The sequence below is a fragment of the Dactylosporangium sp. McL0621 genome, from assembly GCF_049995355.1.
Lineage (GTDB): Bacteria > Actinomycetota > Actinomycetes > Mycobacteriales > Micromonosporaceae > Dactylosporangium.
Window position 1 is genome coordinate 10,566,120 of sequence record NZ_CP188259.1, and the last position, 13,298, is coordinate 10,579,417.

A 13,298-nucleotide genomic window follows, 5' to 3' on the forward strand; every position below is an offset into this window, starting at 1 on the left:
GCGGGCGGCGCGGCCGAGCGCGGGCGGCGCGGCCGAGCGCGGGCGGCGCGGCCGAGCGCGGGCGGCGCGGCCGAGCGCGGGCGGCGCGGGCGGCGCGGCCGAGCGTGGGCGGCGCGGCCGAGCGTGGGCGGCGGCAGGGCGAACGCGGACGAGCGGTGGCGGCGGGCGGGCGCTGGCGGCCACACGAACTCGCCACCAGCATGCTGCCTGCCGCACGCGAGCGACCACACATATGTGGCCGTCGTTCGGGCACAGACGGCGCGACCGAGCCCGGCGGCGCCGACACGGGCCGCGCGGACGCGGGCCCGCGACCGAGCGCGGGGGCGCGGACGCGGGCGGCCGAGGCGGACGGCACGGACGCGGGCGGCGCCGCCGAGCGCGGGGGCGCGGACGCGGGCGGCCGAGGCGGACGGCACGGACGCGGGCGGCGCCGCCGAGCGCGGGGGCGCGGACGCGGGCGGCCGAGGCGGACGGCACGGACGCGGGCGGCGCCGCCGAGCGCGGGGGCGCGGACGCGGGCGGCCGAGGCGGACGGCACGGACGGGCCGCGCGGGCGGCGCCGGCACGGCCAGCGGGCGGCCGGGCGCGGACCGCAGGCGGCCGAGGCGGACGGCGCGGACGCGGCGGGCCCGGGCACGGGCACGGGCACGGGCAGCACGGGCTCGGAGGACACGGGCGCGGGGCAGCACGGGCTCGGAGGGAGGGCACGGGCGCGGGCCGCGCGGACGCGAGCCGGGCGGACGGCGCGGGCCGCGCCGGCACGGCCAGCGCGGGCGGCCGGGCGCGGACCGCGGGCGGCCGAGGCGGACGGCACGGACACGGGCACAGGCGGCGCGACCGAGCGCGGCGGCGCCGGCGCGGGCGGCGCCTGGCACGGCCAGCGCGGACGCGGCGGGCACGGACCGCAGGCAGCAGAGGCGGACGGCGCGGACGCGCCGGGCACGGGCGGCGCGGCCGAGCGCGGCGGCGCCAGCACGGGCGGCGCGGGCATGGGAAGGCGCCGGCACGGACGGCGCGGACGGGCGCGGGCGGTGCCGGCACGGACGCGGCGGACGCGGATCGCAGGTGGCCGAGGCGGACGGCGCGGGCGGCGCGGCCGAGCGCGGCGGCGCCAGCACGGACGGCGCGGACGCGGCGGGCGTGGGCGACCGAAGCGGACGGCGCGCGGACGGGCAGCACGGCCAAGCGCGGGCAGCGCGGCCGACGGCGGCGCGGCCGGCACGGGCATGGGCGACGCCGGCACGAACGGCCGCGGACGCGGAGCTGGCCGAGCGCCACCCGTGGGACGAGCGGGTGGCGGCCCGGCTCATGACCGCGCAGCGCCTGGCCGGCCGCCCGGGCGAGGCGCTGCTCGCCTTCGACCGGTTGCGCCGTGCGCTCGCCGACGAGCTCGGCGTCGACCCCGGCGCGGAGGTCACCACCGTGCGCGACGACATCCTGCAGGGAGGCCCGGAGCCCGCGCGGACCGCCGGCCTCGTGCCCGGCATCCAGCAGGGCGGCCCGGAGCCCGCGCGAACCGGCCGCCTCCTGCCCGGCGGTCTGAAGAGCGCCCCGGACCCCGCGCGGACCGGCCGCCTCGTGCCGCGGGAGCTGCCCCGGGACATCGCCGCGTTCGTCGGGCGCGCCGACGCCCTGCGCCGGCTCGACGCGGCGCTGGCGGCCGGCGGCGCGACCCCGCGGATCGCGGTCCTGGAGGGCACGGCCGGGGTCGGCAAGACCACCCTCGCCGTGCACTGGGCCCACCGGGTCGCCGAGCGCTTCGACGACGGCCAGCTCTACCTCGACCTGGGCGGCTTCGCCCCGGCCGCGGCCGCCGTCGGGGCGGACAAGGCGGTGCGCCGCCTGCTCGAGGCGCTGCGGGTCCCGGCGGCCCGGCTGCCCTCGGCGCTGGAGGGCCAGATCGGGCTGTACCGCAGGCACGGGCGGCAGGGACGACGCGGGCAGCGCGGACACGGACGGCGCCGGCCCGGACGGCGCGGACGCGGCGGACGCGGGCGACCGAAGCGGACGGGCAGCGCGGACGCGGGCCGGACGGACGCGGGCCGGGCGGACGGGCGCGCGGCCGAGCGCGGACAGCGCGGCCGGCACCGGCGCGGCCCGGCACGGGCGTGGGGGCGGCGCCGGCACGAACGGCGCGGACGACGCGGACACAGGCGGTGCCGGCACGGACGGCGCGGGCGCGGGTCGCCGAGACGGACGACGCGGGACGCGGGCACGGGCGGCGCGGCGCGGACGCCGCGGGCGCGGGCGGCCGAGCGCGGACGGCGGCAGGGCGAACGCGGACGAGCGGGCGAGCAGTGGCGGCGGGCGGGCGCGGGCGGCCACAGGAGCCCGCCACCAGCATGCGGGCTGCCGCACGCGAGCGACCATGCCCGCATGGCGGTCGTCAGCGGGCGGCCGTCCCCGAGGGGTTGGTCGCCCGCCGTGGTCGTCGCCCCCCAGGGGGTCGGCCGCTGTGGACGGCGCCCCCGAGGGGTTGGTCGCCCGCCGCGGTCGTCGCCGCCGGGGGTCGGCCGCTGTGGCCGATGCCCCCGTGGGGTGGTCGGCTGCTGTGGCCGGCGCCCCCGTGGGGGTGGTCACCTGCTCTGGACGGCGTCCCCGGAGGGACTGGTCGGCCGCTGGGGACGGTGGCCCCGGAGGGAGTGGTCGCCCGTTGAAGGGCGGGGTCGTTGCCTGCGTCTGGGGTTACTGGCGGCCGGGCTCCGAGCGGCGCAAGGCCAGCCGCGCCAGGCCGGTCAGCAGGATGATCTGTGCGAGCAGGATCAGTACCGAGCGCCACCATGCGCCCGTTGTGTGGGCCCACAGGGCGTCCTTGAACGGGATCATCGACTGCAGGTCCACCGTTGACGCGCCCGCGGCCAGGCCCCAGCGCGTCGGGAACAGCCAGGAGATCTGTTCCAGGACGTTCTGGCCGTCCAGTTCGAAGAGGCCGCCCGAGAGGACCAGCTGGGCCATCACCACGACCACCAGCACCGGGGTCGTCTGCTCGGTAGTCTTGACCAGCGCGCTGACCAGCAGGCCGAAGGCCATCGAGGCCAGCGCCACCATGGCCACCGGGATCGTGATCTCGACCAGCCAGTGCTCCTTGAAGAGCAGCGGGTCCTTCGGCGGGTTCTTGCCCAGCAGCGCCAGCCAGGTGAACAGCGTGGTCTGCATGATGATGATCAGGGAGAAGACGAAGACCTTGGAGGCCAGGTAGGCCCCGGCGGACAGGCCGACCGCGCGTTCGCGCTTGTAGATCGTGCTCTCGTTGACCAGCTCGCGGATGGCCGCGGCGGTGCCCAGGAACGCGGCGCCGACGGCCAGCACGACCAGGAGCCGCTGGGCCTCCAGGCTGTACTTCAACAGGCCCGGCGCCAGGCCGTTGTCCCCCGGCACCGTCCGCGTGAGCAGGGCCAGGGCGAGCGGCAGGCCGACCATGAACACGCTCAGGCCGCGGTCGGCGCCGATCACCCAGAACATCCGCAGGCACAGGGTGAGGAACTGCCGGATGGGCGCCGCGGGATGCACGACCCGGCTGCGCAGCGAAGCCCCGCCGAGCTTGACCCGCGCCCGCCCGACGACCTTGCCCGACGAACCCGACGCGCCCGAAGAACCCGGCGCGCCCGGAGAACTAGGCGGCGGCGACGCGGTCGGCGACCCGGCCGGCCGCGGTGGCATCTCCTGCTCGGCCGTCGCCTCCCCCACCGCCGTCGTGGCCCCGGCCGGCGACGGCACGTGGGCGCTCCCCGAGGCCACGCGCTGGGCCGGGATCGTGACCTGCTCGACCGCCTCCGGCTTCGGCGGCGGGGCCTCGGCGATCTGCTCGGTGACGTATCGCGTGTAGAGCTCCGACGAGCGGTACTTCCGCGTCCAGTGCTCGGCGTTGGTCGTGACCTCGCGGAAGACCTCGGCGTAGTCCTCGGCGCCGAAGAACTCCAGCACCTCGCCGGGCGGGCCGAAGTAGCCCATCCGGCCGCCCACGGTCAGCACCAGCACCCGGTCGGCCAGGTCGAGGTGCATGACGTTGTGCGTGACGACGGCGACGGTGCGGCCCTTGTCCGCGAGCTCCCGCAGCTCCTCCATGACCTCCTTGTCCAGGGCCGGGTCGAGGCCGGACGTGGGCTCGTCGAGGAAGAGCAGGGACGGCTCGGTCAGCAGCTCCAGCGCGACCGAGACGCGCTTGCGCTGGCCGCCGGAGAGGCTGTCGATGCGCTGCTTGGCCCGCTCGGTCAGGTTGAGCGTCTTGAGCACCTCGGCGACCCGGGCCCGGCGCTCCTTGCGCGGCACGTCGTCGGCGAAGCGCAGGGCGGCGGCGAAGCGCAGGGCGCGGCGCACGGTGAGCTGGCGGTGCAGCACGTCGTCCTGCGGCACCATGCCGATGCGGTAGCGCAGCTCGGCGTAGTCGGCGTAGAGGTCGCGGCCGTCGTAGCGCACCGCGCCCTGCGTCGCCGGCCGCAGCCCGGCGACCGCCTTGACGAGCGTGGACTTGCCGCAGCCGGACGGGCCGATGATGGCGAGCAGGCTGCCCTCGGCCAGGGCGAAGCTGACGTCGTCGAGCAGGATCGCGTCCTTGATGCGCACCGTGAGGTCGTCGGCGATGAGCGAGGACGGCCCCGCGTCCTCGAACTCGTGCAGCCGGGCGCCGTCGAAGATGAACTCGTGGCGGCCGATCGAGATCAGGTCGCCGGGGGTCATGTCCTGGCGGGTGACCTGCTTGCCGTTGTGGAACGTGCCGTTGCGGCTGCCGAGGTCGACGACCTCGAAGCCGCCGGTCGGGGTGCGGCGCAGCTCGGCGTGGTTGCGGGAGCTGCGCAGGTCGGTCAGGACGATGTCGTTGTCGGGGCCGCGGCCCAGGCGGATGCGCCCGGCGCCGAACTCGTGCTGGGTCGCCTCCCGCTGCGGCGGCGCCGGCTGCACGGGCAGCCGCTCGGTGATGGTGATCACCTTGAACTTGAGGGCCGGGCCGTCGGCCGCGCCGAGGTGGACCTCGCCGCCGTCGGTGGCGGCGACGAAGGCCGCCTTCTCCCCGGCGACGAAGGTGCCGTTGCGGCTGTCGAGGTCGCGCAGGAACCAGCCGTCGTCGTTCCAGATGACCTCGGCGTGCCGCCGGGAGATCAGGTTGCCCTCGATGACCAGGTCGTTGGCGGCATCGCGGCCGATGGTCACGGTGTCGTCCGGACGGACCGTCGCCTTCTGGTCGCCGCTGGTCACCTCGAGGACTTGCAGCTCCCGGGTCACCGTCTGCTGATCGATGCTCGCCACGGGGCTCATCATGCCGTGGGGGTACGACAGAAAACACCCGGGGCCATGTATCAGACCGGCGGGGCGCGTCCTCATGTCTGTCGGGACCAGAGGAGGAGGAGCCCATGCCCCCGGACGAGTGGCGTTCACGGCGAGCCCGGCGACTGGCCGGTCTGTCGTGGATCCGTCGCGAGGACCGGGCGGACGGCACGCCGGTGCGCTTCGTCGCCGACGAGCTGGTGGTGCTCGGGGAGTACTTCGCCACCGCGCGCCAGGCGTTCGCCGAGCAGGGGCTCACCGCACGGGACATCGTCGAGGAGGGGGATGTCCCGGACGGCTTCCGGCGGGTGCGGCTGCCGGGCCTGGACGTGGCGCGGGCCGCACGGCGCGTGCGCGTGCAGGCGGAGGCGGCCGGGGACACCCGGGTGGCCGCCGCGCCGAACCACGTGTTCGTCTCGACACCGTTCGCGCACGCCGGAGCGTACGGGCCGCCACGCCCGGCGCCGCCCGGCGCGCTGACTCTGCCGGAGAAGGGCGCCGGTGGGGTACGCGTCCTGGTGCTGGACACCGGGGTGTGGCTGAACAGCCCGTTGCCGAAGGAGCGGTACGTCACCGAGGACTTCGAGCCCGGCGACGACGACGGCGCGGAGGTGCGCCAGGGCGACGCGGGGCACGCGAACTTCGTCGCCGGGGTCATGCTGGGCCGGTCGCGGCGGGTACGGCCGAGAGTGGTGCGGATCGTCGACACGTTCGGGGTATGCCGGGAGAGCGACCTGGTCGCGGCGCTCCGGCAGGCGGGCGACGATCCGATCATCAACCTCTCGCTGGGGGGATACTCGCTCGACGACCGGCCTCCGGTCCTGCTCACGGCGGCGCTGGCGGAGCTGCTGACCAACGGTGACCGGGTGGTCGTGGCGGCGGCCGGCAACGACGGCCAGCACGACCGGCCGTTCTGGCCGGCCGCGTACGCCGGGACCGGCGCGCCGTGGCGGCGTCGCGTGGTCGCGGTCGCCGCCCACGACGGCCGGCGCATCTGCAACTGGAGCAACACCGGGCCCTGGATCACGCTGGCCGCCCCGGGCGCGGACGTGCTGAGCACGTACGTGCACCACGACGGCTTCCCGGACGGCTGGGCCCGATGGAGCGGCACCTCGTTCGCGGCGCCGTACGTGGCCGCGGCGATCGCCGACGCGCTGCCCGAGGCCGGCTCGGCCGGGCTCGCGGCGCAGTCGGTCGTGGCGGGGGCGGGCCTGCGCTACGGCCGCTACGCGGGGGTGGCGTGAAGCCATGCATCACACCAGGGGGAGGGGGGTGACGGGGTGCGGCGCGCTGGTTGCCGCACCCCGTCGCCCGGTGGCCGCGATGCTACCCTTCGGAGCCATGGCCGACCCCGAAAGTCCCGGTGAGCACGACAATGCCGCACTTCTGCGGGCGGCCGCGGCCGGCGACCAGCAGGCGTGGGAGTCCATTGTGGACAGGTACGCCAACCTCGTCTGGTCGGTGGCGCGCAGCTTCCAGCTCGGCCAGTCCGACGCCGCGGACGTGAGCCAGGCGACCTGGCTGCGGCTGGTGGAGCACGTCGATGCCGTGCGCGAGGCCGACAAGCTCGGCTCGTGGCTGGCCACCACCGCCCGCCGCGAGGCCATCGCGCTGCTGCGCAAGAGCGGCCGCGACGTGCCCGCGGGCTCGGCCGGTGACTTCGTGGAGACCCTGGGCGGCGCCCCGGCCGGCGTCGAGCCGGTCGAGGACGAGCCCGACGCCGGGGTCCTGCGCGACGAGCGCGACGCCCAGCTGTGGCATGAGTTCCGCACGCTTTCCCGCCAGTGCCAGCAGCTGCTGCGGGTGCTCATCGCCGATCCCCCGCCGAGCTACGCCGAGGTCTCGGCCGCGCTCGACGTGCCGATCGGCAGTATCGGACCGACCCGCAAGCGCTGCCTGGGCACGCTGCGCCGACGATTGGCGACTTCGACATGACCCACCGCGGCTGGGCAGGGCCGACCCGATGATCGGGGAGGAAGAGGTGCTGAGCTCTTTGCGTGACATCGCCGGCCGGCGCGACCCGGTGCCGCCGAACGTTCTTGCGGCCGCGCGGGCGAGCCTCGCCTGGCGCGACCCGGACGCGGCGCTGGCCGCCCTGACGCGCGACTCGCTCGATCGGCTCATCGCCGTCCGGGGCGGGGTCCGCGGCGGTACCCCCCGGGTGCTGACGTTCTTCAGCGGTGCGCTGACCATCGATGTCCAGGTGACCGCGCGCGCCGGCGCCGTCGACGTGGTCGGCGAGCTGGCGCCCGTCGTCGCCGCGCGCGTCGTGGTGGAGTCGCCCGCCGGCTCCCACGAGACCGCCGCCGACGACGAGGGGCGCTTCCGCATCGAGGGGGTCGCGACGGGGCCCGTGCGCCTGCGCTGCGAGCCCGCGGTCGAGGGCGCTTTCGTGCCGGTCCGCACAGAATGGGTGCAATTGTAGAATTCTCGGCAAAATAGCAGGTCACAGGGGGTACCGTCGCGGAAAAGGTGCCGCGGAGCTGCGAGGAGCCGGCCATGCCCATCGACCACGTGCAGATCGTTTCCATTCCTGTGACCGACCAGGACAGGGCCCGCGACTTCTACATCAACGCGCTGGACTGGGAACTGATCAGCGACAACGACGAAGGCGACCGCCGCTGGGTCGAGGTCGCGCCGAAGCACGGCCAGACGTCGTTCACGCTCGTCACCTGGTTCGAGACGATGCCGCCCGGCTCGCTGCGCGGGATCGTGCTCGACACCGACGACATCGAGCGGACCTACGAGGAGCCCTGCGAGCGGGGGATCGTCTTCGACACCCCGATCGAGGAGGGCCTGTTCTCGCGGGTCACCAGCTTCTCCGACCCGGACGGCAACAGCTTCGTGCTGCACCAGCTCTACCAGCCGCGGGCGCGGACCGTAAGCTTCGCCTCGGCGAGGTCGTAGCGCAGAGGTCGTCGCGCGCCGACTCATAATCGACGAGGACACCGGTTCGAATCCGGTCGGCCCCGCCGCCTGCCGGCGCGCGGTTATCATGCTGCGGTGTCGCTCGACCCCGCCGACGTCGAGGCCTGCCTCCGGGTGCTGGCCGCCATCGACGGCGCCGACGAGCGCGTGGTGGCGGCGGTCGACAAGGCCTACCGGGCCCGCAAGAAGCAGCGCCGGGCCGAGCGGCGCACGGCGGCCGGTGAGCACGACCGCCGGATTCTGACGGACCCGCGCCCCGGCGACGCGCCGTTGCGGCGCGAGCGCCGGTGCTATGTGTGCAAGTCGCCTTACCGCGAAGTTCCGCAGTCGTACCCGCAGCTGTGCGCCGAGTGCGCCGCGGGCAACACCGCGCGGCGGCATGCGCGCTGCGACCTCACCGGCCGGCGCGCGCTGCTCACCGGCGGCCGCATCAAGATCGGGTTCGAGACGGCGCTGAAGCTGCTGCGCGACGGGGCCGAGGTCGTCGTCACCACGCGGTTCCCGCGGGACGCGGGGCGGCGCTTCGCGGCGGTACCGGATGCCGGGCAGTGGCACCACCGGCTGCACGTCCACGGCGTGGACTTCCTCGACCTGCCCGGCGTCGTCGGGCTCACCGACGCCGTCGCCGCGCGCTGGGGCCACCTCGACATCCTGGTCAACAACGCGGCCCAGACCATCCAGCGCCCGGCCTCGTACCATCGCGAGCTCGCCGCCGCCGAGGGCCGCCCCGCGCTGCCCGCCTCCCCCGCCGACCTGTTCTTCCCGGCCGGCGCGCTCGACGAGACCGGCGAGCCGCTCGACCTGCGGCCGGTGAACAGCTGGACGCTCAAGGCGCACCAGGTGACCCCGCGGGAGTGGATCGAGGTGCAGGTCATCAACGCCTTCGTACCCTTCCTGCTGACCGCCCGCCTGCGGCCCCTGCTGGCCGCGTCGCCCTTCCCCGACCGGTACGTCGTCAACGTCTCGGCGATGGAGGGCAGCTTCAGCCGGGCGAACAAGACCGCCGGCCACCCGCACACGAACATGGCCAAAGCGGGCCTGAACATGCTGACGCGCACGATCGCGGACGAGTACGCGGCCGCCGGCATCCACGTCACCAGCGTCGACACCGGCTGGGTCACCGACGAGCGGCCCCACGCGACCCGCGAGGCGCTGCACCGCAGGGGCTTCCGGGTGCCGCTGGACGTGGTGGACGGGGCCGCGCGCGTCTACGACCCGATCGTGCGCGGCGTGCACGGCGACCGGGTGCACGGCGTCTTCCTCAAGGACTACCGGGAGGTGCAGTGGTAGAGCCCGGGATCGAGATCTCCTGTCCCGTGATGGCGGCACCGGCGGTACCGACGGCGGATCTTGCACTTCTCGAGCCGTTGCTGGCCCGGCTGTCCGATCCGGCCGGGGTCGCCGCGACCGAGCGTTTCCCGCTCGGCACGCTGCAGCCCGACGGGCGGCTCGACCTGTGCAAGCAGGGCCTCGGGGCGGACGGGGTCAGCCGGGTGCTGGACCGCGTGGTCGGGTCGGCCCATGCGGTACACCTCCTGCTCGGCACGAACGGCCTCGGCGCGCCCGGGACCGCCGCGCTCGCCGCGTCGCTGGCCCCCGGGCACGGCGTGGAGACGCTGTACCTCGGCTGCAACGCCATCGACGCGAGCGGCGCGGAGCCCCTGTTCGAGCGGCTTGCCGGCGACGACACCGTGACCGCGCTGTGGCTCAAGCGCAACCCGCTCGGCGACGACGGGATCGCCGCGCTCGCCGCCGCGCTGCGCACGAACACCGCCCTCACCACGCTGGACCTGGTAAACACCGGGCTCACGACGGCCGGGCTGGCGCTGCTCGTCGACGCCCTCGCCGCGCGGGAGCGGCCCGTCGCGCGGGTCTTCCTCGGCGGCAACGGGCTCGGGCCGTCCGCCGCGCCGCTGCTGCGCCGCCTGCTGGCCGAGTGCGGCGTCACGGGGCTGTTCCTCGCGGCGAACCGCCTCGGCGACGAGGGCGCCGGGCTGGTCGTGGAGGGGATTTCCCGCGACGGTACGACGCTGGGCCTGGGCGGCAACGGCCTGACCGACGTGGCGCCGGTCGCGGCCCGCCTCGGCCGGCTGGAGGGTCTGGACCTGAGCCGGCCGCTGTCGCTGCGGGTGCTCGGCGCCGTGGACAACACCATCGGCGACGCGGGCGCTCGGGTCCTCGCCGAGGCGCTGCCCGGCAGCCCGCTGCGCCGCCTCGACCTGCGCCACACGGGGGTGCGCGGCCGCGGGGCCAAGGCGCTGCTCGCCGCGGTGGAGACGGGCCGGACCGGGCTGCGGCGCCTGACGCTGGGGCCCGATGTGCCGCGGCGCGTCAAGCGGCGGCTCGCCGAGCTGCTGGCCGGGGACGAGCCGCCCTTCGCGAGCGAGATCCTGAGTGTGTACCGGTGAGCGCCCTCGTCTCCGGTAGCGCGCTGGGCTGAGAGCGCCTGCTCGCGGGCGGGCTCGACGTGGACGACCGCGACCACGCCGGGCTGACCGCGTTGTACGCGGCCGTGCACGACGGCGGGTCGCCGGTCCTCGTGCGGGCGCTGATCGCCGCCGGGGCGACGGTCGACGACCTGGTCGTGGAGGCCTGGGACCGCCATCGGCGGGACGATGGCCCGGAGCTCCCGGCCTGATATCCCGGCGATTTTTGTCGTACCCCCCGGCTAATCTCGCGGGCATGACGGAGGCTTTGAACCTGCTCGCCGCGGCGGACGACCTGCTCGCCGCGACCCGTGCGACCCGTGTCGAGCGCCGCGACAACGTGCAGCTCGAGGCGCTCGCGCTGGCCGTGTCGGCGAATCTGCCGGTGCTGCTGTGGGGCGAGCCCGGCATCGGCAAGTCCTCCGCGCTGCAGCAGCTCGCCGACCGGCTCGAGGTGCCGATGGAGACGGTCATCGCGAGCATCCACGAGCCCTCCGACTTCGCCGGACTGCCGGTCGTCGGCGACGATCCGGCGACCCAGGGGGTGCCGATGGCCCCGCCCGACTGGGCGGTCCGCCTGACCCGCGGCGGCGTCGGGCTGGTCTTCTTCGACGAGCTGTCCTCGGCCCCGCCGGCCGTGCAGGCGGCCCTGCTGCGGGTCGTGCTCGAGCGGCGGGTCGGCAGCCTGGCCCTGCCGCCCGGCGTGCGCGTGGTGGCCGCGGCCAACCCGCCGGCCAGCGCGGCCGACGGCTGGCACCTCAGCCCGCCGCTGGCCAACCGGTTCGTGCACCTGCACTGGACCCACGACCCGGCGGTCGTCGCCCGCGGCCTGGCCGGCACCTGGCCGACCGCCGACATCCCGCGCATCGACCCGCGCCGGGCCGCGTCCGCGCTGGCCCGCGCCCGCGGCACGCTGTCGGGCTTCCTGACCGCCCGCCCCGGCCTGACCCACCACCTGCCCGCCGACGCCGAGGCCCGCGGCGGCGCCTGGCCCTCCCCGCGCACCTGGGAGATGGCGCTGCGCCTGCTCACGTTCGCCCTGGCCAGCGACGCCTCGCGCGAGGCACTGTCGACGGCCCTCATCGGCGCGATCGGCGACGGCGCGGGCCTCGAGTTCATCACCTACCTCGACGAGCTCGACCTGCCCGACCCGAACCGCGTCCTGGCCAACCCGGACGCGTTCGCCCTGCCGGAGCGCGGCGACCGCCAGCTGGCCTTCCTCACCGCGATCGTGTCGGCCGTGCAGTCGGACACGTCGCGGCCGCGCTGGGAGGCGGCGTGGACGGTGCTGGCCAAGGCGGTCGACGCGGGGGTGCCGGACGTGGCGGCCCGGGCGGCCGCGGACCTGGCGGCCATGCGGGAGAAGTCGTGGCCGGTCCCGCCGACGATTGACGCCTTCGTCGACATCCTGCGCCTCTCGGGGGCGATGCGGTGAGCTCGCCGGCGCCTTTGGACTCCGCGTCGCCGGCCCGGGTGGCGCTGGACCGGACGAAGCTGCTCGCGGCGCGGTACCGGGCGGCGAAACTGCGGCCGTATCTCGCCTCGGCGCTGTATGCGCTGTCCGTCGTGCCCGCCTGGCACCTGTCCACGATGGGCGTCGACCGGCACTGGCGGCTGTATGTCAACCCCGGCTTCGTGACCGCCCACCCGGTGGAGGAGCTGGCCGGGGTCTGGGTGCACGAGGTCGCGCACCTGCTGCGGGATCACCACGGGCGGGCCGAGCGGCTGCGGCACGCCGACCGCGACGACCACCTGCGGGTCAACCTCGCGCAGGACTGCGAGATCAACGACGACCTCATCGCCGACGGGCTGCCGCTGCCGCACAGCCGCGTGGAGCCCGGGACGTTCGGGCTGCCGCCGGGGCGGCTCTTCGAGGAGTACCTGGCCGGCATCCCCCACACCCACGTCATCCACGTGCAATGCGGGTCGGGGGCGCACGGCATGGAGATCGCGGGCGAGCTCGGGGCCGGCGGGGCGCCCGCGGTGACCGAGGTGGAGGCGGGGGCGATCCGGCGGTCGACGGCCGACGGCATCCGGGCCCACGTGCGCGGGCGCGGCACCGTGCCGCAGGGCTGGCGGCGCTGGGCCGACGAGATCGCCGAGCCGACCGTCGACTGGCGGCGGCTGCTCACCGGGGCGCTGCGGCAGGCCGTGGTGTGGGCGAGCGGGGCGGTCGACTACACGTACGCGCGGCCGGGCCGGCGCAGTGCCGCGCTGCCCGGGGTCGTGCTGCCGAGCCTGCGCCAGCCCCTGCCGCGGGTCGCGATCGTCATCGACACCTCGGGCTCGATGGGCGACGGCCAGCTCGCGTCGTGCCTGGCCGAGGTGACGGGCGTGCTGCGCGCGGTCGGCATCCGCGGCAACCGTGTCACGGTGCTCGCCTGCGACGCCGACGTCACGGCCGTGACCCGGGTGACGAAGACCGAGCAGGTCCAGCTGAGCGGGGGCGGCGGCACCGACATGCGCGTGGGCATCGAGCGCGCGCGGCGGCAGCCGGAGCCGCCGAACATCATCGTGGTGCTGACCGACGGCCTGACCCCGTGGCCGGACGAGCCGGGCGGCTGCCGGATCATCGCGGGGCTGATCGGCCCGAACCCGCCCGCGACCCCGGCCTGGATGGAGGCGATCCACATCACCGACGACTGAGACGTCCGGCTACTTTCGGCGACTGTCCCGCCCGCG

Annotated in this window: 10 protein-coding genes, 1 tRNA gene and 1 pseudogene; 11 read left to right on the forward strand and 1 reads right to left on the reverse strand. The window is 75.9% G+C overall.

Annotated elements, in window-relative coordinates:
* Positions 1-1,308: 1,308 nt before the first annotated feature.
* Positions 1,309-1,380: pseudogene (locus ACPPVO_RS50000) on the forward strand (hypothetical protein); the annotation flags it as partial.
* 1,305 nt (positions 1,381-2,685) lie between these two features.
* On the opposite strand, the gene ACPPVO_RS50005 reads toward ACPPVO_RS50000, so the two are convergent.
* Entirely contained in the window at positions 2,686-5,244 is a 2,559-nt protein-coding gene (locus tag ACPPVO_RS50005) for an FHA domain-containing protein (protein WP_426506191.1), read from the reverse strand.
* Between the two features lie 104 nt (positions 5,245-5,348).
* Here ACPPVO_RS50005 and ACPPVO_RS50010 point away from each other — a divergent pair, with 104 nt between their 5' ends.
* The 10 genes from ACPPVO_RS50010 (at position 5,349) to ACPPVO_RS50055 (ending at position 13,262) form a co-directional block, all read left to right on the forward strand.
* Positions 5,349-6,506, forward strand: a complete 1,158-nt coding sequence (locus tag ACPPVO_RS50010) for a S8 family peptidase (RefSeq protein ID WP_426506193.1) — start codon at positions 5,349-5,351, stop codon at positions 6,504-6,506.
* 97 nt (positions 6,507-6,603) lie between these two features.
* Positions 6,604-7,197: an RNA polymerase sigma factor gene (locus ACPPVO_RS50015; RefSeq protein ID WP_426506195.1), complete on the forward strand. Its 594-nt coding sequence runs from the start codon at positions 6,604-6,606 to the stop codon at positions 7,195-7,197.
* A 28-nt stretch (positions 7,198-7,225) separates the two neighbouring features.
* Positions 7,226-7,687 carry a hypothetical protein gene (locus tag ACPPVO_RS50020; RefSeq protein ID WP_426506197.1) on the forward strand — a complete coding sequence of 154 codons (462 nt, stop codon included), beginning with the start codon at positions 7,226-7,228 and terminating at the stop codon, positions 7,685-7,687.
* 74 nt (positions 7,688-7,761) lie between these two features.
* Positions 7,762-8,169 carry a VOC family protein gene (locus ACPPVO_RS50025; protein WP_426506199.1) on the forward strand — a complete coding sequence of 136 codons (408 nt, stop codon included), beginning with the start codon at positions 7,762-7,764 and terminating at the stop codon, positions 8,167-8,169.
* A tRNA-Met gene (locus tag ACPPVO_RS50030) sits at positions 8,160-8,234 on the forward strand. Before ACPPVO_RS50025 ends, ACPPVO_RS50030 begins: the two co-directional genes overlap by 10 nt.
* 31 nt (positions 8,235-8,265) lie before the next feature.
* Positions 8,266-9,480 carry an SDR family NAD(P)-dependent oxidoreductase gene (locus ACPPVO_RS50035; protein WP_426506201.1) on the forward strand — a complete coding sequence of 405 codons (1,215 nt, stop codon included), beginning with the start codon at positions 8,266-8,268 and terminating at the stop codon, positions 9,478-9,480.
* Complete coding sequence (locus ACPPVO_RS50040; protein ID WP_426506203.1) at positions 9,474-10,598, forward strand: gala protein; 1,125 nt, start codon at positions 9,474-9,476, stop codon at positions 10,596-10,598. The genes ACPPVO_RS50035 and ACPPVO_RS50040 overlap by 7 nt, the downstream gene beginning before the upstream one ends.
* Positions 10,599-10,657: 59 nt before the next feature.
* Positions 10,658-10,828, forward strand: coding sequence for a hypothetical protein (locus tag ACPPVO_RS50045; protein ID WP_426506205.1), 171 nt, complete (start codon positions 10,658-10,660; stop codon positions 10,826-10,828).
* A 44-nt stretch (positions 10,829-10,872) separates the two neighbouring features.
* Positions 10,873-12,051, forward strand: coding sequence for an AAA family ATPase (locus ACPPVO_RS50050; protein WP_426506206.1), 1,179 nt, complete (start codon positions 10,873-10,875; stop codon positions 12,049-12,051).
* A complete protein-coding gene (locus tag ACPPVO_RS50055) occupies positions 12,048-13,262 on the forward strand; it encodes a DUF2201 family putative metallopeptidase (RefSeq protein WP_426506208.1) in 1,215 nt (404 codons plus the stop codon). Before ACPPVO_RS50050 ends, ACPPVO_RS50055 begins: the two co-directional genes overlap by 4 nt.
* Positions 13,263-13,298 lie beyond the last annotated feature (36 nt).